The organism is Buchnera aphidicola (Aphis glycines), from assembly GCF_001280225.1.
GTDB lineage: Bacteria > Pseudomonadota > Gammaproteobacteria > Enterobacterales > Enterobacteriaceae > Buchnera > Buchnera aphidicola_E.
Window position 1 is genome coordinate 52,036 of record NZ_CP009253.1, and the last position, 18,980, is coordinate 71,015.

Sequence of the window (18,980 nt, forward strand, 5' to 3'; positions counted from 1 at the left end):
TGAGGTATTTAATGATTGCTCCTTTAGTTATTAAATTAGGCGGTGTTCTTTTAGAAAGCGATGATGCAATGACAGGTTTATTTAAAGTTATTTATGACTATCAAAAATCTAATAAACGAGATATTTTGATAATCCATGGAGGTGGTCGATTAATAGATAATTTGATGAATAAGCTGTCTTTACCAGTGAAGAAAAAAAATGGATTACGTATTACTCCTTATGAACATATTAATATTATTACAGGCGTTTTAGCCGGAACAGCTAATAAAATTCTTTTAGCATGGGCGTTAAGAAACAAAATTAATGCTGTAGGATTATGTTTGTCTGATGGAAAAAGTGCAAATATAGAAATGTTAGATAAAGATTTAGGTCATGTTGGAAAGATTACACCAGGATCTCCTATTTTTTTATTGAATTTATTTAAACAAAAAATGTTACCAGTTATGAGTTCTATAGGCATAACTAATGATGGTCAGCTAATGAATGTAAATGCAGACTTAGCTGCAACAGCATTAGCAATGACTTTAGAAGCGAATTTAATTTTGTTATCAGACATCAGCTCAATATTAGATGGTAAAGGTCAAAGAATTAAAGAAATAAATAATATAGCAGCGAAAAAATTAATTTCTCAAGGAATTATTACTGATGGTATGATTGTTAAAGTAAACGCGGCTTTAGAAGCATCTATGGCTTTAAAAAAATCAGTAGATATTGCAAGTTGGCAGAATATAGCAGATTTACCATTGTTATTTAACGGAAAAAATATTGGAACAAGAGTTTTTGCATAGTTTCATTATATTGTAGGTATTTTAAAATGAAAAATAATGACAAAGTTGTATTAGCATATTCAGGTGGTTTAGATACTTCTGCAATTATTCCTTGGTTAAAAGAAACTTATAAAGTGGATGTTATTGCTTTTGTAGCAGATATTGGTCAATCTAAATATGATTTAAATGGTATTAACGAAAAAGCATTGCAATCTGGCGCTTCAAGCTGTCATATTTTTGATTTAAAAAATGAATTTATAGAAAATTATGTTTTTCCTATATTAAAAACAGGCGCCTTATATGAAGGAAATTATCTTTTAGGAACAGCTCTAGCAAGACCTATTATAGCACAAAAACAAGTAGAATTTGCTCTCAGTATTGGAGCTAAGTTTTTATGCCATGGAGCAACCGGAAAAGGTAATGATCAAGTACGTTTTGAGATGGCTTATGCAGCTTTAGCTCCTCATCTTACTGTGATTGCGCCTTGGCGAAATTGGAATCTAAATTCAAGAGAATCATTATTAGATTATTTAAGTAAGAAAAATATTTCGACCACGGCGACATTAGAAAAAATTTATAGTAAAGATGAAAATGCTTTGCATATTTCTACAGAAGGTGGTTTGCTTGAAAACCCTTGGAATGAAGCAAATTCTGATTGTTGGAGTTGGACTGTAGATCCAGAAAATGCTCCAGAAAAACCAGAATATGTTTTAATCCATATAGATAAAGGAATTGTGATATCTATTAATAATCAAACATTAACGCCTTTAGAATGTATTAATAAATTAAACAAAGTTGGATCTAATCATGCTATAGGACGACTAGATATTGTTGAAAATAGAATTATTGGAATCAAATCTAGAGGTTGCTATGAAACGCCAGGTGGAACTATTATTCATACCGCTTTAAGAGCTATTGAACAGTTAGTTTTTGATAGAGAAAGTTTTAATTGGAGAGAAAAAATTGCGCTGGAAATGTCATCTGTAGTTTATGACGGTCGTTGGTTCACTCCAATACGTGCATCTTTACAATCTGCTTCAGATTCATTAGCAACTGCATTAAATGGAGAAGTAGTTTTAAAATTATATAAAGGAAGTGTAGTTGCTGTTCAGAAAAAATCCTTGCATGCGTTATATTCTCAAGAATACGCAACTTTTAGTAAAGATCAAGTTTATAAACATTCAGATGCAGAAGGTTTTATTCATTTATTTTCTCTTTCTTCTAGAATACGTGCTTTAAATAAGTTAAAATAATTTTATAAAAATTTATCGCTCAATTCATTACTTTGATGAGAGAAAATATATGTCGCTTTGGGGTGGAAGATTCCTCGACGAATCTAATAAATTATTTAAAAAGTTTAATACCTCTTTATCATTTGATTACATTTTAGCTCAAGAAGATATATTTTCTTCAATTGCTTGGTCTAAAACTCTTGTTGAAACCGGTGTATTAAATGAAAAAGAACAAAAAACAATAGAATATGCATTAATTTCTTTGAAACAAGAGATTGATATAAATCCAAAACAAATTCTTACAAGTGATTGCGAGGACATACACAGTTGGATAGAGATGAATCTTATTGAAAAAATAGGAGAACTAGGTAAAAAACTACATACAGGAAGAAGTCGTAATGATCAAATTACAACAGATTTAAAATTATGGTGTAAAAATAAAATTCAGATTTTATTAGAAAACACTTTAAATCTACAGAAATCATTTATTTTCATTGCTGAACGAAATCATGATGTAATAATGCCTGGATATACCCATCTTCAACGTGCCCAACCTATTACCTTTTCATATTGGTGTTTAGCTTATGTAGAAATGTTTAAGCGTGATTTTGCTCGTTTGAAAGATACGCTGAAAAGATTAGATGTCAGCCCTTTAGGATCTGGCGCTTTATCTGGTACAGCATGGGATATTGATCGTGAAAAATTAGCATTATGTATGGGTTTCAATTCTTCAACTAATAATGCGTTAGATAGTGTGTCAGATAGAGATTATGTTATAGAGTTGTTAGCTTCTGCTTCAATTAGTATGATGCATTTATCTAGATTTTCTGAAGATTTAATTTTTTTTAATTCTAGTGAATCAAATTTTATTGAATTATCTGATTCTATCACATCAGGTTCATCATTAATGCCTCAAAAAAAAAATCCAGACGCTTTAGAGCTAATACGAGGAAAATGTAGTCGTGTCTATGGGTCTTTATTTTCTACCTTAGTTTTATTAAAAGCCTTGCCACTGTCTTATAACAAAGATATGCAAGAAGATAAAGAAAGTCTTTTTGATGCGATTCAAACTTGGAACGATTCTTTATTAATATCTAGTTTAGTTTTAAATAATATAAAATTAAATAAAATATCATGTTATAAAGCCGCAGAAAAAGGTTATTCTAATGCTACAGAAGTAGCAGATTATTTAGTTAAAAAAGGAATTACTTTTCGAGAAGCACATCATATATCTGGGAAAATAGTACTATATGCTATACATAATAATAAAGCTTTAAAAGATTTAGATTTGTCTAAATTTCAAGAATATAGTCATCTTATAGAAAATGATATATATAAACATATTACCTTAGAAGCTTGCATTGAAAAACGTGTTTCAAAAGGTGGAGTATCATTAAAACAAGTAAAAAAAGCAATCAAAAAAGAAAAAATTCGATTAAACATTATATAGTTTATTATGGCATTTAAATTTTTTAAATGCCAAAATTAATACTATCTAAATATCTAATTATTTTATATACGCGAAAAACAGGATTGTTATTTGGTGAATAATATATTATCTTTTATATCTAATAATTTCATACTTACTACTATATGGTTGTTGTTGCTGAATATAATTATTTTTTTAATTTTTAAACCTTTTTATTTAAAGGCAAGATTAATTAATAATTTTGATGCTATAAAATTAATTAACGAAAGAAATGCTAAAATAGTTGATACACGATCTTTAGAATTGTATAATTCAGGTCATATTGTAAATTCTATTCATATTCCGTTAAAAAATTTGTCTTTTAAAAAAATTCAAGAATTAAATTTATCTACTCTTAATCCTATAGTTCTTATAATACATTCATCACAAAGAAATAATAAGCATATTAATAACTTTATTGATAATGGGATAAAAAATGTTTATATTTTAAAAAATGGTATAGATTCTTGGAGCGCAGACAATCTCCCTTTAATTATAAAAAAACCAAAAAGTTTTTAAATATTATAAAATAAAAATTTTTAGTTAAATATTAAGAATGGGAATATTCTATGTTAGAACAAAAACTGAAGAAAAAAGTTTTCATAATTCAGCGAATTTATGTAAAAGATATTTCTTTTGAGGCACCAAATACACCAGGAATTTTTGAGAAACAATTTGTTCCAACTATACAATTTAATTTAAATACAGATATTAAGAAAATAAAATTAAATGTTTTTGAAATTATTTTACAAGTAAGAGTAATAGTAGAAAATAAAAAAGATTTAGTTTTTTTATGTGATGTATATCAAGCAGGTATTTTTTTTATTTCTAATCTAGATGGAAAAGAATTAGAACATTGTATAAATTCATATTGTCCGAATATTTTATTTCCATATGCTAGAGCATGTATTTCTAGTTTAGTATCTTTTGGAAGTTTTCCACAATTAAATCTTGTTCCCATTAATTTTGATGATATTTTAAATACCAATTCAGAATTTAAAAAAAACAATATTAATACAAAATAATATTTTAAATATTGCATAATGAATTAATTTATTTAAACATTATTTTAAGGAGAAAACATGTGTTTTACAGAGATTTTAGAATTGTGGAATACAATATTATACGAATCTAAAAATGCATTAAAAAAAGAACCGATTCTATCTAATTTATATCAAGAAAGTATATTGAAACATAAAACATTCAGTAGCTCCTTAAGTTATATATTATCAACGAAACTATCTACTTCAATTATTCCCGAAAAGAATATAAAAGATATTTTAGATAGAATATATTTAAAAAATTTTTTTATGTTGCATTTAGCAATTAAAGATTTGAAAGCGATTTTTGAAAAAGATCCCGTTGTAAATAACTATTTAACTCCTTTTTTATATTTTAAAGGTTTTCATGCATTAGAATCGTACAGAATAAGTCATTATCTTTGGAACGAAAAACAACATGAATTATCAACATATTTTCAAAGTAGAATTTCTACTGTTTTTGCAGTTGATATTCATCCAGCAGCATGTATTGGTTCTGGAATCATGCTTGATCACGCCACTGGCATTGTTATTGGAGAAGGAGTCATTATAGAAGATGATGTTTCGATTTTACATTCTGTTACTCTAGGCGGAACAGGAAAAAATAATAGCAAAAATAGACATCCAGTAATTAGAAAAAAAGTTAGTATCGGTGCAGGAGCAAAAGTATTAGGCAATATTGAAATTGGTTCTCAAACTAAAATAGGAGCTGGATCAGTAGTTTTACAAGATATTCCTCCATGTGTTACAGTTGCTGGTATTCCTGCAAAAATTGTCAAAAAATTAACTAATTCCACTGCTTTTCTTAAAGAAGATCAAAATAATTTTTTAGATTATATAGAAAAAATACAATATGGAGATGGTATTTAGTATGTTTTAAAAATTAAAACTCCTGTCTTTTATTAAAAATATCATCGATATATTATGATGATTTATTACAGAAGTTTCATTTTTAACTGATACGATATAATATCAATCATCTAAAAAACTACGCAATACCTCTGACCTACTTGGATGACGTAGTTTTCTTAATGCTTTTGCTTCTATTTGTCTTATTCTTTCTCGGGTCACGTCAAATTGCTTTCCTACTTCCTCTAAAGTATGATCTGTATTCATATCAATCCCAAAACGCATACGAAGAACTTTAGCTTCACGAGCTGTAAGTCCTGATAAAACGTCATGTGTAGCTGATCTTAAACTTTCAGATGTAGCTGAATCCAATGGAAGTTCTAATGTTGTATCTTCTATAAAATCACCTAAATGAGAATCATCATCATCTCCTATAGGTGTTTCCATAGATATAGGTTCTTTTGCTATTTTTAAAACTTTCCTAATTTTATCTTCAGGAATTAACATTTTTTCAGACAACTCTTCAGGAGTTGGTTCACGTCCTGTTTCTTGTAGTATTTGCCTAGAAATACGATTGAGTTTATTGATAGTTTCTATCATATGAACAGGGATTCGAATAGTGCGAGCTTGATCTGCAATTGAACGAGTAATTGCTTGTCTGATCCACCAAGTGGCATAAGTGGAAAATTTATACCCTCTACGATATTCAAATTTATCTACTGCTTTCATTAAACCAATGTTTCCTTCTTGAATTAAATCTAGAAACTGTAGTCCTCTATTGGTATATTTTTTAGCAATGGAAATAACTAATCTTAAATTGGCTTCTACCATTTCTTTTTTTGCTCTTTTTGCTTTTGCTTCCCCAATAGACATTCTTTTATTGATATCTTTTACTTCTTCGATTTTTAAGCCTGTTTCTTGTTCTATATTACTTAATTTTTTTATACTTATAAAAATTTTTTCTTCAATTTTTTGTATTTTTTTAGACCAAGGTTGATTTAAACTTTTTTCTTTTATCAACCAATTGATATTCGTTTCGTTACCTGAAAAAATTTTTATAAAATTTTTTCTTGGCATTCGGCATTCCTCAACACATAATCGCATAATTATTCTTTCTTGTTTTCTCACTCTTTCCATCATATCGCGCATATTGTTTACTAAATGATCGAATTGCCTTGGAACTAATCTAAATTGTTTAAAAATTTCTGAAAGATTATAAATTTCTAGTAATGCATCTTTATGTTTTCTATTTTTGTTTTTGATCGTATTACTTGTATTAGTATATTGCTTACGTAATGCAGAAAACTTTTCGTTTGCTAATTCTGGATCAATGCTATTATCTTCATCTTCTTCATTGTCTTCATCTTCTTCGTCCTCTTCATTGTCATCATGCACTTTATCGCTAGAAAGTTCATCTAACAGTTCAGATCCTAAGTGTATGCTATTATTAGTAATAGGTGATAATTCTTCTACATTAGGATCAACAAAACCTGTGACTATATCAGATAATTTTATCTGACCAGTTTTGATTCTGTCATATTGCTCTAAAAGATAAGTAATAGCTTCGGGATACTCGGATACTGAAGATTGCACTTGATTAATTCCCTCCTCAATACGTTTTGCTATATCAATTTCACCTTCTCGTGTAAGTAATTCAACAGTACCCATTTCTCTCATATACATTCGAACAGGGTCAGTTGTCCTCCCTAACTCAGATTCAACACTTGATAAAACTTGAGCAGCTGCTTCTACCGCATCTTCATCTGTATCTGTATTTATTTCATTTAAAATTAAATCATCTGCATCAGGTGCTTCTTCGACGACTTGAATCCCCATATCATTAATCATCTGAATAATGTCATCGATTTGTTCAGAATCAATAATATCTTCTGGAAGATGATCATTCACTTCGGCGTAGGTTAAATACCCTTGCTCCTTGCCATGCGTAACCAGCAGCTTAAGTTGTGACTTTGGGTTTTGCTCCATAGCGAATATCCAAATTTTGTTAATGTGATGAATATTAATTGACTGCTTAGTCAACAATTAATATATGGAATTATTTTAATTTTAAGGTATGTTATCAGACAATTTTAATAGAAAAAATAAAAAATTATTCACTATTTTTTAATTTTTTATTAATAGACCAAATTTCTTTTTTTTCGTTTTTTGTCAGTCCATGTATTCTTTCTTTTGAAATTAGATACTCTTGTCTTTTTTCGAGATCTTTTTTATATATGTTGTTTAATAGATCTAAAAAAACATTTTGAATTTTTTCTTCAACTATCATATGATCTAAAGTTGAGAGAATTTTTAAAATATGAATTATTTTACTATTTCTATAAAATTCTAGTAATTGACCTGTATTAAAACTTGGGTTTTCTAAACATGTTTTTAAAATTTCTAAAAAAATCGGAATTCCTTTTATTTTTGAATTTTTAAATTTCTTTGTTGAATTTACTAACTTAGATAAATTAGGGTTCTGAACCAGCAATCCGATAAGAGTGCGCATTAAAGTCGGTTTATTTGTACATTTTAAAATTTTATGTTTTTGCATTTTTTGCTGCAAAAATTTTTCAAATTGATAGTCATCTAAAATTCCTATTATTCGTGCTAATATTTGTCTTAAATAAATTTGTATTGTATCACTAGGTATAGAATTTATTAACGGTAAGGCATTTACACTTAAATGAAATTTATCATCACTAGAAGATAAATCAATACCTTTGAGAATATTTTTAAAAAAAAATTTAGACATTGTTATAGCATTCTTAATACGCAAATGAAACTTTTGTTCTCCTTCTTTTTTAATAATAGTATCTGGGTCTTCGTTTTCGGGTAATACTATAAATTTAACAGTTTTTTTATCAGAGATATATGGCAACGTGATTTTTAAAGTTCTCCAAGCAGCATTTCTTCCTGCATTATCACCATCATAGCAGTATATAACTGTATCTGTATTGCGAAAAAGTATTTTTATCTGTTCTTTTGTAATTGATGTCCCTAAAGTAGACACGACATAATCAATATTATTTTGTGTTAGCATAATAACATCGATATATCCTTCTACAACTAATAGATATTTTGGCTTCAAGTGTTTCTTTTTTACTTGATATAATCCGTAAATTTGATTACCTTTATAAAAAATGCTTGTTTCAGTTGAATTTATATATTTTGGAAGAATTTGTTTTATTGTTCTGCCTCCAAAACCTATAGTTCTTCCATATTTGTCATGTATAGGAAATGTTATTCGTCCTTGGAAAGGATCGTATATTTTTTTTTTATTATTAATAGAAATAATTTTATTATTTAATAATTCTGTTTCTAATTTTTTGTTAATATGTAATTTTTTAACAAATAAGTCCCAAGTAAAGTTGGAAAATCCAATACAAAAATATTCCATGATACTTTTACTAATACCTCTATGAACAAGATAATTATAAGCGGCACTAGTCAACATTAAGTTTTTTTCATACAATTGAGATATTTGATTAGTTAATAAGTATAGTTTTTGTTTTTTAAAATAATCATTGTTATTAGGTATTATATTGTTTTCAAATGGTATTGAAAGCCCATGCATTAAAGAGAGTTCTTCAATACTTTCTATAAAATTTAAATTTTCATAATTGATTAAAAAGTCAATTACATTTCCGTGTATATTGCACCCAAAACAATAGTAAAATTGTTTTTCGTAACTAACTGTAAATGATGGTGTTTTATCATTATGAAAAGGGCAGTGAGTTTGATAATTTTTACCTTTTTTTTTTAATTTTATTCTTGAATCAATAACTTCAACGATGTTTGTTCGATACAACAGATCATTAATAAAATGTTTAGGTATTTTTCCAGACATAGATTTTTTATAATAGAATTCCGTTCTTTTCAAAGAACGGTTGTTTTATTTTTTATATCGTTTTAAAGTATTTTAATACATTCGAATTCTTTTTGCGTTTTCTCGTGTAAGTTTTTTTGCTAAACGTTTTATAGCAGAAGCTTTGGCTCGTTTTCTTTCAGTAGTAGGTTTTTCGTAAAATTCTCTTCTACGTATTTCTGCTAAAATGCCCGCTTTTTCACAGGATCTTTTAAAACGACGTAATGCAACGTCAAATGGTTCATTTTCACGTACTTTTATTATTGGCATTTAATATTTACCTCAATTATATAATTTGTATTAGATTTACACTTATAATATGTAAATTTTTGCAAATGAGTGTTATTTTATTATATGAAATAAATCCTATCTTAATTAACATTGTATTGTAAAGTATCATCTTTGAAAATTTAATTCTTTTTTATTAAAAGAAAAGTTAATTTTTTATTTGAACGTTGTTTTTGTTATTTAATTTTAAATGATTTGAAAAAAAATAAATAGGCGTAGAAATGCAAATATTAGGTATTGAAACATCGTGTGATGATACTGGTATAGCTGTTTATGATAACCTTAAAGGTTTAGTAATAAATGAATTATATAATCAAAAAGAAATACATGCTAATTATGGAGGAATTATTCCAGAGCTAGCATCACGTGCACATTCAAAAAAAGTAATTGTTTTACTAGATAAAATTTTTAAAAAAATAAATTGTAAAAAAGATATTGATCTTATTACGTATACTGCGGGACCTGGATTAGTTGGATCTTTGTTAGTTGGTGCTACTTTTGCTCGTACTTTGGGATTGGCTTTAAATATCCCTGTATTACCAGTAAATCATATGGAGGCACATTTATTATCGCCAATGTTAGACTCTCGTGCAATTACTTTTCCATTTATTGGGTTACTAGTTTCCGGTAAACATACTCAAATTATCGCAGCTTATCAATTAGGAAAATATGAAATTCTTGGCAATTCTTTAGACGATGCGGCAGGTGAAGCTTTTGATAAAATATCAAAATTACTAGGTTTAAAGTATTTTAATGGTTATGAATTATCTAATTTGGCTAAAAAGGGTGTAAAAATTAATTTAAAGTTTCCTCGTCCTATGAAAAATCATTCTAATTTAAATTTTAGTTTTTCAGGTTTGAAAACTTTTACGGCGAACGTTATTAAAAATAAAACTTTAAATATTCAACAAAAAGCAAATGTTGCAAAAGCTTTTGAAGAAGCAGTTATTGATATATTATTGATTAAAACTAAAAAAGCCTTACATCAAAAAAAATGGAATAATTTAGTTATTGCAGGAGGTGTCAGTGCAAATAAAATATTACGTGACAAGTCAAAAATTATGATGCAAGAAGTTTTCAATGGAAAAGTATTTTATGCTCGTCCCGAATTTTGTACAGATAATGGTGCAATGATTGCTTATTTAGGGTCGCTATATTATAATAAAATAAGCATTTCTTCTTCATTAGAAATCACAGTAAAACCGAAGTGGTCTTTAGATAATTTATCTGTATTATAATAAAGAAGAACTTTTTAAAAATCTGTTGTTTTGAATATATAGAATTAAATCTTTTATAGTGAGTATTGTCATTTGATTTTTTTTTGAGAATTTGATAATTTCAGGTGTTCGAGACATAGATCCATCTTTGTTAGTTAGCTCGCAGATTACTCCGGCTGGTTTAAAGCCAGCAAGGGATACTATTTCAACAGCTGCTTCTGTATGACCAGATCTTGCTAAAACTCCTCCTATGTTAGCTCTTAAAGGAAATACATGACCTGGTCTGTTTAAATCACTAGGTTTAGCATTATCTGCGATAGCTGCTTGTATAGTTGTTAATCTATCTCGAGCTGATACACCAGTAGAAATACCTTTAGCCGCTTCTATTGTAACTGTAAATGGTGTTTGATAAGTGCTTGTGTTGTTTTTAACCATCATAGGTAAATTTAATTTTTTTCGCTGAGATTCTGTAATACATAGACATACAATACCACTACCATATCTAATTGTTAAAGCCATTTGCTCTACTGTCATTTTTTCACAGGAAAAAACAAGATCTCCTTCATTTTCTCTATTTTCATCATCTAGTATGATAATTCCTTGTCCAGATTTAAGAGCTAATATTGCTCTTTCTACACGTTCTATAGGTTTTCCAAATTCATAAAGTAGTTTTTGATTCATTTTGAAAACCTTGGTTGAATTAAGCTATTAAAAATAATTTAAAAAATTTTATATGTAAAAATTATTTTAAAAATCAGTCATATTATATCTTGAATAAAAGTTAAGAGCAATCTTAAAAAGATCATATATTTTATATCTAAGTATTATGTATAATATTTAGATATAAAATTTATTTTTAAATATATTTTTATATATTTAAAACTGTATTTAATTCGTTAATATTTAGCGTTTCAGTTCCTATCTTTTGTATAACTATACTTGCGCCAATATTGGCATAAAAACATGACTCTTCCAAAGAGTAACCTGTGGCTAAAGCAGAGGCAATGATTGAAATTACTGTGTCCCCTGCACCTGTTACATCTGATGCTATTTTAGATATTGCTGGAAAATGTATTGGTTTTTTTTTAGGCTGAAATAATGTCATACCATCTTTGGATCGAGTAACTAATAATGCTGATAAATTTAGTTCAGATACTAATTCCATTCCTCTTTTAAATATTTGTTTTTCTTCGTGACATTTTCCTACTATTTTCTCAAATTCAGAAAGATTCGGTGTTAACAAACTAGCACCAGAATATTTCTTGAAATCTATTCCTTTAGGATCTATCAGTATATGAATAGACATTTTTTTTGCTAAACTAATAATTTTTTTAATCTGAAATAACGTTCCTTTTGCATAATCTGATAATATTAAAACTTTATAATATTTTAATGAATTGATAATTTTTTCATATAACAAATGAAAATTATCAAAAACATATTTTTCTTCAAAGTCTAATCGCATTAGCTGTTTTTTTTCCGATAAAATTCTGATTTTTTTAATTGTTTTACTATTTTTTATACTGATAAAATCAGAGCAAATATTTATATGATTAAGAAGTTTTTTTAATATTGAACCTTCAACATCTTCACCAATTAAACCAACTATTTTACATTTTCCACCTATTTCTGCAATATTTTTAGCTACGTTTCCTGCTCCTCCTGGTTGTTCTATAATTGTTTCAATTAATGCCACAGGCATTGATTGTTCTGGTATCATATAGTAATTTTTACTATACCAATAACAATCTAATATCAAATCGCCAACTACAAGAACAAGTGCATTATTAAAATCAATGATTTCTTTTTTCATTAAGAATCCTTTAAGATGTTATTAAAATGTATTATGTTTTTATATATTAATATTATCTATAAAATTATTACAGTCTTTAATTATTACAAATAATCTTTAAACATTTAAGTATTTTATTTTTTTTATTTAAAATAATATTTTTTAATGTGAGAAAATTTTTATGAAAATATATTTAGTTGGCGGCGCTGTTCGTGATCAATTATTAAATTTACCAATTAAAGATAGAGATTGGGTCGTAGTTGGAGCTACTAAAGAAATTTTATTGAAAAAAAAATTTCAACAAGTAGGTAAAGATTTTCCAGTTTTTTTACATCCTAAAACACGGGAAGAATATGCTTTAGCAAGAAAAGATAGAAAATTAGGAAAAGGTCATACTAATTTTCATACTGATTTTAGTTCGTATATAACTTTAGAAGAAGATTTAATTAGACGCGATTTAACAATTAATGCTATTGCTCAAGATAAGAATGGAAACTATATCGATCCATACCAAGGTAAAAAAGATTTAGAACATCGTTTGTTACGTCATATTTCGACATCTTTTACTGAAGATCCATTACGTGTTTTACGAACAGCAAGATTTGCAGCTCAATTAATGCATTTAGGATTTCGCGTTGCTACAGAAACTATGTTTTTAATGCGCGAAATAGTTAAAAAAAAAGAACTATTGTATTTAACTATAAATAGAGTTTGGAGTGAAACTGAAAAAGCGTTTAAAACTAAAAATCCGCATGTTTATTTTCAGGTTTTATATTCTTGTGGAGCTCTTAACTTAATATTTCCAGAAATATATTTTTTATATCAACAAGAATTATTTTTTACAAATTATTTGAATTATTTAAATAACTTTTTTTTGTCAAAAGGTTTATCTAAAATATCTACTTTAACTGAAGATATTTCCATACGCTTTTCTTATATATTTCAATTCTTTTCTTTAAATACAAACAATATTTTTAAGAAAAAATTTTACGATCAAATTTCTGCATCTATTGTTCAAAATTTTTGCAATCGTCTGAACATTCCTACAAATATTAAAGAAATAGCTATATTAAGCGCTGGTTTTTATAATTTTTTAAATTCAATAAAGTATCAATCTTCTAAAAATATTGTGCATTTTTTTTGTAAAATAGATGCCTGGAGAAAACCAGATCGCATTAAAAAATTTTTATTTTTAAGCAATTTTAATTTTTTACATAATACATCTCAGAATTATATATTAAATGATTATTCTGATATTAATTTATCACCTGGTTTATTCTTACAAAAATCTTTTTATATTGTACGAGATATATCTATTAAATCAATTTTGAAGAAAGGATTTACAGGAAATCAAATCAAAAATGAATTAAACAGAATAAGAATTAAAAAATTAGATTTATGGAGAATAAAAAATGTTAAAAAATTGTTTTAATCATATTTTAGTTTATGAAATAAATTACACTAGCTAATATAACACGATAAAATCCAAAAATTTTTAATGAAAATTTGTTAAGTATTTTAATGAGTTTATTAATTGAAATCAAAGAAATTATTAAAGATATAAAAAATGCACTTAAATAATATGGTATATGATTAGTACTCATATTATTTATATTTTTTATTAAGTCTAAAATTGATGCACCTATTGTCAAAGGAATTGAAATAATAAAAGAAAAATTTATTGCAACAGAACGTTTTATACCTAATAGTATTGCGCTTCCTATAGTAGCACCTGATCTTGAAAATCCTGGATACAAGCATAGCGTTTCAAAACATCCAATAATAAAGGATTGCAACACACTGATGTCATTAATAGAATTAATTTTATTTTTTTTAGGTTTAAAAATTTCAGAAATAATAAGAAAAAAACCTCCAAAAATTAATGCATACATAATATTTTTAATATTAAATAACAATTTAATATCGTTATAAAATATCATACCTAAAGATGCTGTAGGTATAAGAGATATTAAAATATGAATATTTTTTGTTCTTTTTTTTCGTCTTTTAAATGTTACTATATTTATTATTTTTTTAAAAAAAAATATTAGTATTGCTATCGCTGATCCTAATTGAACAAATATTTTTAACACGTCTGTATTTTTATGTGAAATTCCTAGCCAATGGCTAATAATAATTATATGACCTGTTGATGAAATAGGTAAAAATTCTGTTATTCCTTCGATTGCACCAGTAATTATAGAAATAATGAATTTATAAATATATACCATTGTTTTCTCTTTTCTAGATAAAACGGCACTAAAATAATAGCACCGTTTTTATTTTTTAAGAATTAATTATATAAAGACATAATTATTGTTTTACCGGCTATGATAGAGCCTGATGATTTCTCTATTTTTTTAAACTTTTCAATATTAGATACTACTATTGGAGTTAAAATAGAACGTGCTTTTTTTTCTAATATATTTAGATCTAATAATATAATAGTATCTCCTATTTTTACGTTTTGATTATCTTTTGCTATTTGTTTAAAACCCTCTCCTTTTAGTTTGACTGTATCAATTCCAAAATGTACAAATAATTCAACTCCATCCTCTGAAAGAATTGAAAAAGCATGTTTACTGGTAAGTATTTTACTAATAGTTCCATTAATTGGAGAGAGTATTTTATTTCCGGATGGTTTGATTGCAATACCATCACCTACAATTTTCTTTGAAAACACTATATCTGGTACGTCTTCAATATTTATTATTTCACCTGATATAGGTGCAAAAATTTCTATTTTTTTTAAAAAATTAGATTTTTTTCTATTAAAAAAATCTGATAATAAACCCATTTTATTCTCCTAAGTACTTCTATTATTAATTTTTGTATTTTAAAAATTAAATAACTCCTTAATTAAATTGATTTAATAAATTAAATATTTCTTCTGTTGTAGATAAAGTTAATATTTTTTTAGCTAAATTTTGAGCTTTAGAAAAAGATATTTGTCGAATAGTTTCTTTAATTTTAGGAATGCTTGTTGAACTCATACTAAATTCATCTAAACCCATGCCTAATAAAAGAGCAGTAACACGTTCATCTCCTGCTAATTCTCCACACATACCAGTCCATTTTTTATGTTGATGTGCAACATCGATAACGTTTTTAATTAATTTTAATACAGACGGGCTTATAGGATTATATAAATGTGAAATTAAATCGTTACCTCGATCAACAGCTAAAGTATACTGTGTTAAATCATTTGTACCAATGCTGAAAAAATCTACCTCTTTTATTAAATATTCCGCTATTATAGCTGATGCAGGAGTTTCTATCATGACTCCAATTTTAATGTGTTTATCAAATAATACGTTATTATTATCTAGTTGATTTTTTAATTTTGTAATCTCTTTTTTTAATATTCTAATTTCCTCTACAGATATAATCATAGGAAATAAAATACATATTTTACCAAAAGCAGAAGCTCTAAGTATTGCTTTTAACTGAGTATGTAAAATTTCTTTTCTATCCATTAAAATACGTATAGCTCTCCATCCAAGAAATGGATTGTCTTCTTTTGGGAGATTCATATATGGCAAATCTTTATCTCCACCAATATCCATAGTCCTTATAATGACTGATTTATTCTCCATAGTTTCCGCAATTTCTTTGTATGCTTGAAATTGTTCTTGTTCTGTAGGTAGAGTATTACGACCCATAAATAAAAATTCTGTTCGGTAAAGACCAATACATTCAGCTCCATTTTTCTTTGCTGATTCAGCGTCTTGAATATTTCCAATATTTGAACCAATTGTAATATTATGTCCATCAATTGTAGTTGCTGGTAAGTTTTTTAATTTTTTAAAACTGTTTTTTTGAAAAAAATATTTTTTTTCTACTTCTTTTTTATTGTTTATCAATTCACTAGAAGGATTGATAAGAATTTGATTATTAATTGAATCTAAAATAATATAATCATTGTTTTTTACTTGATTCGTAATATTTCCAGTACCTACAATTGCAGGGATTTCAAGTGATCTTGCCATAATTGAAGTATGTGATGTTGGACCGCCTAAATCTGTAATAAATCCTAATATATATTTCAAATTAATTTGTGCAGTTTCTGAAGGAGTAAGATCTTTTGAAATTAAAATCACTTTATTTTTTATATTATTTAAATCAATAATATTGATATTCAGTATGTTTTTTAACAAACGAAGACCAATATCTCTTACATCAACCGCTCTATTTTTTAAATATTCATCTTTTATTTTTTCCAATGTTTGCGCTTGTATATTAATTACATATTCGGTGGCTTCTGCTGCTGACATTTTTTTTTCTTTGATTAAGTCTATTATTTCTTTTTCTAACTCCTCATCTTCGAGAAGCATGATATGACCTTCAAAAATACCTTCTTGTTTTTTACCGAATTTTTTCCCTGTAGTTAATTTGATTTCTGTTAATTGATTTACTGATTTTTGTCGTCCATTAAAAAATTTATTTATTTCTGTTTCGATATTCTCGATAGAAATTGTTTTCCGGTTGATGACAATATTTTCATTGTGCAATAAAAGAGCATTGCCAAAAGCTATACCCGGTGATGCTAAAATGCCCGAAATCATAACATTACCTTTAACTATAAATTTTATATTTGTTTCAGAGAGGAAAAGATTAAATGTCAGGCGAATATATTTTTATATGAGTAATCCGGAAGCAGTATTAAACCTCCGGTATCTTTATAAAAATTCATAAATTGTTTTGAATTATGATTTATTCTAATTCTGTCATTATTTTAGATAAATGTTCAATAGCTTTTTTTTCATCTTTTCCTTCTGCAGATAACGTAATTACACTTCCATAAACTAAACCAAGTGTTTGAATTTTAAATAAACTTTTCGCATTAACAGATTTTCCATTATAGATAATAGAGATATCAGAAAGAAATTTTTTTGCTTCTTTTACAAATTCAGCTGCAGGTCGAGTATGCAATCCATGTGATGCAGTAATTTTTATTTCGTTTTGAAACATTTGTTTTCCTTAGTATATTTAATTATAGAGATATTTTATTTTAAATGTTAAAATACAACTTCTATAATAAAATTTTTATTATTTTTTCATTAAAGAAGTTGTATTTTTTAATTGTTATTTCTATTTTGAAATTCTGTAGTAAATAATTCTGTACTTAAATAGCGTTCTCCAGAAGAAGGTAGTATTACTACTATTTTTTTATTTGAAAATTTTTTTTGATTTTGTATTTTTATGGCTGCTGCAATAGCAGCACCAGACGAAATACCAGCTAATATTCCTTCTTGTTGCATTATTTTTTGAGCATATAATATTGCTTCTTCACTTGATATTGTAATTACTTTATCAATCAAACTTAAATCTAAGTTTTTTGGAATAAAACCAGCTCCGATACCTTGAATTTTATGTAATCCAGGATTTATTTTTTTGCATGATAAAAATTGAGTAATTACAGGTGATTCTGAAGGCTCTACAGCAATGCTAATAAAATCTTTTTTCTTTTTAATATTTTTTATATATCTTGTTATTCCTGTGATTGTTCCACCAGTTCCTACTCCCGCAACTAATATATCTACATTACCGTTTGTGTCGTTCCAAATTTCTGGGCCTGTAGTATTTTCATGTATCTCTGGGTTAGCAGGATTTTCAAATTGTTTTAATAACAAATATTTATTTTTATTTAAAGATGCGATTTCATTTGCTTTACGAATTGCTCCTTTCATTCCATCTTTTCTATCTGTTAAAATTAATTTTGCCCCCAAAGATGTTAGAAGTTTTTTTCTTTCGATAGACATTGATTCTGGCATGGTAAGGACTAAATTATAATTTCGAGCCGCTGCAACATATGCTAAAGCTATACCTGTATTTCCACTTGTCGATTCAAGCAAAGTAATATTTTTATTCAAATTTCCTTTTTTTTCTGCGTCCCATATCATATTAGCACCAATTCTACATTTCACGCTAAAACTTGGATTTCTAGATTCTATTTTTACTAAAATGTTTCCATTACCTATGTTATTTAAACGGACAATCGGTGTATTTCCAATAGTGAATGAATTATCTTGATATATTTTACTCATTTTTTTCCATTTTTTAAAATTGATAGTATGTGATGTAAAGATTTGTTTTATTATTTGCTTATTTTCGAAATTTATTAAATGTATATTTTTTATTATACTTTTTAATAATTATTAGAAAAATTTATTTTCATAAATTAATAAAATTAATTTTAAAGTATTTTATTTCTGTAATTAATAAATAGCATGTTGTTGTTTGTATATTAAATTTCATGTTATTTTATTTCTTATGTATATCTAGTGTATAAAATAATATTCTTTTAACTTATTAATAGAATAAAAATTTTATTTTTTATAATTTCTTTATATTTAAGATAAAATATTTTTATATTGTAAAATTATATTATAAAAATATTAATATTTTTGATTAAAATTTTTAATATAATTTCTATTATCATGCTAATTTAGTATCTAG

Annotated in this window: 18 protein-coding genes; 8 read left to right on the forward strand and 10 right to left on the reverse strand. The window is 26.5% G+C overall.

Annotated elements, in window-relative coordinates; translation table 11 throughout:
* Positions 1–14 precede the first annotated feature (14 nt).
* From argB to cysE, 6 genes are all read left to right on the forward strand, one after another.
* The gene (gene argB, locus IX46_RS00250) at positions 15–788 is read left to right on the forward strand and encodes an acetylglutamate kinase (RefSeq protein ID WP_053940519.1); all 774 of its coding nucleotides are present in this window, start codon (positions 15–17) and stop codon (positions 786–788) included.
* 26 nt (positions 789–814) lie between these two features.
* On the forward strand, positions 815–2,020 hold the full coding sequence (locus tag IX46_RS00255; protein ID WP_053940037.1) for an argininosuccinate synthase: 1,206 nt from the start codon (positions 815–817) through the stop codon (positions 2,018–2,020).
* Between the two features lie 49 nt (positions 2,021–2,069).
* Positions 2,070–3,449 (forward strand): argininosuccinate lyase, encoded by a 1,380-nt coding sequence (gene argH, locus IX46_RS00260; RefSeq protein WP_053940038.1) that lies wholly within the window; start codon positions 2,070–2,072, stop codon positions 3,447–3,449.
* Positions 3,450–3,542: 93 nt separating this feature from the next.
* Entirely contained in the window at positions 3,543–3,986 is a 444-nt protein-coding gene (locus tag IX46_RS00265; protein WP_053940039.1) for a rhodanese-like domain-containing protein, read from the forward strand.
* Between the two features lie 50 nt (positions 3,987–4,036).
* Positions 4,037–4,492 (forward strand): protein-export chaperone SecB, encoded by a 456-nt coding sequence (gene secB / locus IX46_RS00270; protein WP_053940040.1) that lies wholly within the window; start codon positions 4,037–4,039, stop codon positions 4,490–4,492.
* Between the two features lie 57 nt (positions 4,493–4,549).
* On the forward strand, positions 4,550–5,377 hold the full coding sequence (gene cysE, locus IX46_RS00275) for a serine O-acetyltransferase (RefSeq protein ID WP_053940041.1): 828 nt from the start codon (positions 4,550–4,552) through the stop codon (positions 5,375–5,377).
* Between the two features lie 102 nt (positions 5,378–5,479).
* Here the strand turns inward: cysE and rpoD are convergent, their stop codons facing one another.
* The 3 genes from rpoD to rpsU form a co-directional block, all read right to left on the reverse strand.
* Positions 5,480–7,342, reverse strand: a complete 1,863-nt coding sequence (rpoD, locus tag IX46_RS00280; RefSeq protein ID WP_053940042.1) for an RNA polymerase sigma factor RpoD — start codon at positions 7,340–7,342, stop codon at positions 5,480–5,482.
* Between the two features lie 124 nt (positions 7,343–7,466).
* On the reverse strand, positions 7,467–9,206 hold the full coding sequence (gene dnaG / locus IX46_RS00285; protein ID WP_053940043.1) for a DNA primase: 1,740 nt from the start codon (positions 9,204–9,206) through the stop codon (positions 7,467–7,469).
* Between the two features lie 72 nt (positions 9,207–9,278).
* The gene (rpsU, locus tag IX46_RS00290; protein WP_053940044.1) at positions 9,279–9,494 is read right to left on the reverse strand and encodes a 30S ribosomal protein S21; all 216 of its coding nucleotides are present in this window, start codon (positions 9,492–9,494) and stop codon (positions 9,279–9,281) included.
* Positions 9,495–9,733: 239 nt separating this feature from the next.
* Here rpsU and tsaD point away from each other — a divergent pair, with 239 nt between their 5' ends.
* Positions 9,734–10,750 carry a tRNA (adenosine(37)-N6)-threonylcarbamoyltransferase complex transferase subunit TsaD gene (tsaD, locus tag IX46_RS00295; RefSeq protein ID WP_053940045.1) on the forward strand — a complete coding sequence of 339 codons (1,017 nt, stop codon included), beginning with the start codon at positions 9,734–9,736 and terminating at the stop codon, positions 10,748–10,750.
* On the opposite strand, the gene ribB is transcribed toward tsaD, so the two are convergent.
* Both ribB and rfaE1 read right to left on the reverse strand, forming a co-directional pair.
* On the reverse strand, positions 10,745–11,410 hold the full coding sequence (gene ribB, locus IX46_RS00300; protein ID WP_053940046.1) for a 3,4-dihydroxy-2-butanone-4-phosphate synthase: 666 nt from the start codon (positions 11,408–11,410) through the stop codon (positions 10,745–10,747). The two genes, tsaD and ribB, sit on opposite strands and share 6 nt — an antisense overlap.
* A gap of 187 nt (positions 11,411–11,597) precedes the next feature.
* Positions 11,598–12,542: a D-glycero-beta-D-manno-heptose-7-phosphate kinase gene (gene rfaE1 / locus IX46_RS00305; RefSeq protein ID WP_053940047.1), complete on the reverse strand. Its 945-nt coding sequence runs from the start codon at positions 12,540–12,542 to the stop codon at positions 11,598–11,600.
* 160 nt (positions 12,543–12,702) lie between these two features.
* On the opposite strand from rfaE1, the gene IX46_RS00310 reads away from it, so the two are divergent.
* On the forward strand, positions 12,703–13,953 hold the full coding sequence (locus IX46_RS00310; RefSeq protein ID WP_053940048.1) for a tRNA CCA-pyrophosphorylase: 1,251 nt from the start codon (positions 12,703–12,705) through the stop codon (positions 13,951–13,953).
* Between the two features lie 7 nt (positions 13,954–13,960).
* Here the strand turns inward: IX46_RS00310 and IX46_RS00315 are convergent, their stop codons facing one another.
* The 5 genes from IX46_RS00315 to cysK form a co-directional block, all read right to left on the reverse strand.
* The gene (locus tag IX46_RS00315; protein ID WP_053940049.1) at positions 13,961–14,752 is read right to left on the reverse strand and encodes an undecaprenyl-diphosphate phosphatase; all 792 of its coding nucleotides are present in this window, start codon (positions 14,750–14,752) and stop codon (positions 13,961–13,963) included.
* Between the two features lie 62 nt (positions 14,753–14,814).
* A complete protein-coding gene (crr, locus tag IX46_RS00320) occupies positions 14,815–15,318 on the reverse strand; it encodes a PTS glucose transporter subunit IIA (protein WP_053940050.1) in 504 nt (167 codons plus the stop codon).
* A 58-nt stretch (positions 15,319–15,376) separates the two neighbouring features.
* Positions 15,377–17,086, reverse strand: coding sequence for a phosphoenolpyruvate-protein phosphotransferase PtsI (gene ptsI, locus IX46_RS00325; RefSeq protein ID WP_053940051.1), 1,710 nt, complete (start codon positions 17,084–17,086; stop codon positions 15,377–15,379).
* Between the two features lie 148 nt (positions 17,087–17,234).
* Complete coding sequence (locus IX46_RS00330) at positions 17,235–17,492, reverse strand: HPr family phosphocarrier protein (protein ID WP_053940052.1); 258 nt, start codon at positions 17,490–17,492, stop codon at positions 17,235–17,237.
* Positions 17,493–17,599: 107 nt separating this feature from the next.
* Positions 17,600–18,568: a cysteine synthase A gene (gene cysK, locus IX46_RS00335; RefSeq protein WP_053940053.1), complete on the reverse strand. Its 969-nt coding sequence runs from the start codon at positions 18,566–18,568 to the stop codon at positions 17,600–17,602.
* Positions 18,569–18,980 lie beyond the last annotated feature (412 nt).

What these genes read in the sequence shown, in the direction of transcription:
- IX46_RS00255 (WP_053940037.1), top strand. Translation starts at nt 815, where the DNA reads ATGAAAAATAATGACAAAGTTGTATTAGCATATTCAGGTGGTTTAGAT.
- argH (WP_053940038.1), top strand. Translation starts at nt 2,070, where the DNA reads ATGTCGCTTTGGGGTGGAAGATTCCTCGACGAATCTAATAAATTATTT.
- secB (WP_053940040.1), top strand. Translation starts at nt 4,037, where the DNA reads ATGTTAGAACAAAAACTGAAGAAAAAAGTTTTCATAATTCAGCGAATT.
- cysE (WP_053940041.1), top strand. Translation starts at nt 4,550, where the DNA reads ATGTGTTTTACAGAGATTTTAGAATTGTGGAATACAATATTATACGAA.
- rpoD (WP_053940042.1), bottom strand. Translation starts at nt 7,342, where the DNA reads ATGGAGCAAAACCCAAAGTCACAACTTAAGCTGCTGGTTACGCATGGC.
- dnaG (WP_053940043.1), bottom strand. Translation starts at nt 9,206, where the DNA reads ATGTCTGGAAAAATACCTAAACATTTTATTAATGATCTGTTGTATCGA.
- rpsU (WP_053940044.1), bottom strand. Translation starts at nt 9,494, where the DNA reads ATGCCAATAATAAAAGTACGTGAAAATGAACCATTTGACGTTGCATTA.
- tsaD (WP_053940045.1), top strand. Translation starts at nt 9,734, where the DNA reads ATGCAAATATTAGGTATTGAAACATCGTGTGATGATACTGGTATAGCT.
- ribB (WP_053940046.1), bottom strand. Translation starts at nt 11,410, where the DNA reads ATGAATCAAAAACTACTTTATGAATTTGGAAAACCTATAGAACGTGTA.
- rfaE1 (WP_053940047.1), bottom strand. Translation starts at nt 12,542, where the DNA reads ATGAAAAAAGAAATCATTGATTTTAATAATGCACTTGTTCTTGTAGTT.
- IX46_RS00310 (WP_053940048.1), top strand. Translation starts at nt 12,703, where the DNA reads ATGAAAATATATTTAGTTGGCGGCGCTGTTCGTGATCAATTATTAAAT.
- IX46_RS00315 (WP_053940049.1), bottom strand. Translation starts at nt 14,752, where the DNA reads ATGGTATATATTTATAAATTCATTATTTCTATAATTACTGGTGCAATC.
- crr (WP_053940050.1), bottom strand. Translation starts at nt 15,318, where the DNA reads ATGGGTTTATTATCAGATTTTTTTAATAGAAAAAAATCTAATTTTTTA.
- ptsI (WP_053940051.1), bottom strand. Translation starts at nt 17,086, where the DNA reads ATGATTTCGGGCATTTTAGCATCACCGGGTATAGCTTTTGGCAATGCT.
- IX46_RS00330 (WP_053940052.1), bottom strand. Translation starts at nt 17,492, where the DNA reads ATGTTTCAAAACGAAATAAAAATTACTGCATCACATGGATTGCATACT.
- cysK (WP_053940053.1), bottom strand. Translation starts at nt 18,568, where the DNA reads ATGAGTAAAATATATCAAGATAATTCATTCACTATTGGAAATACACCG.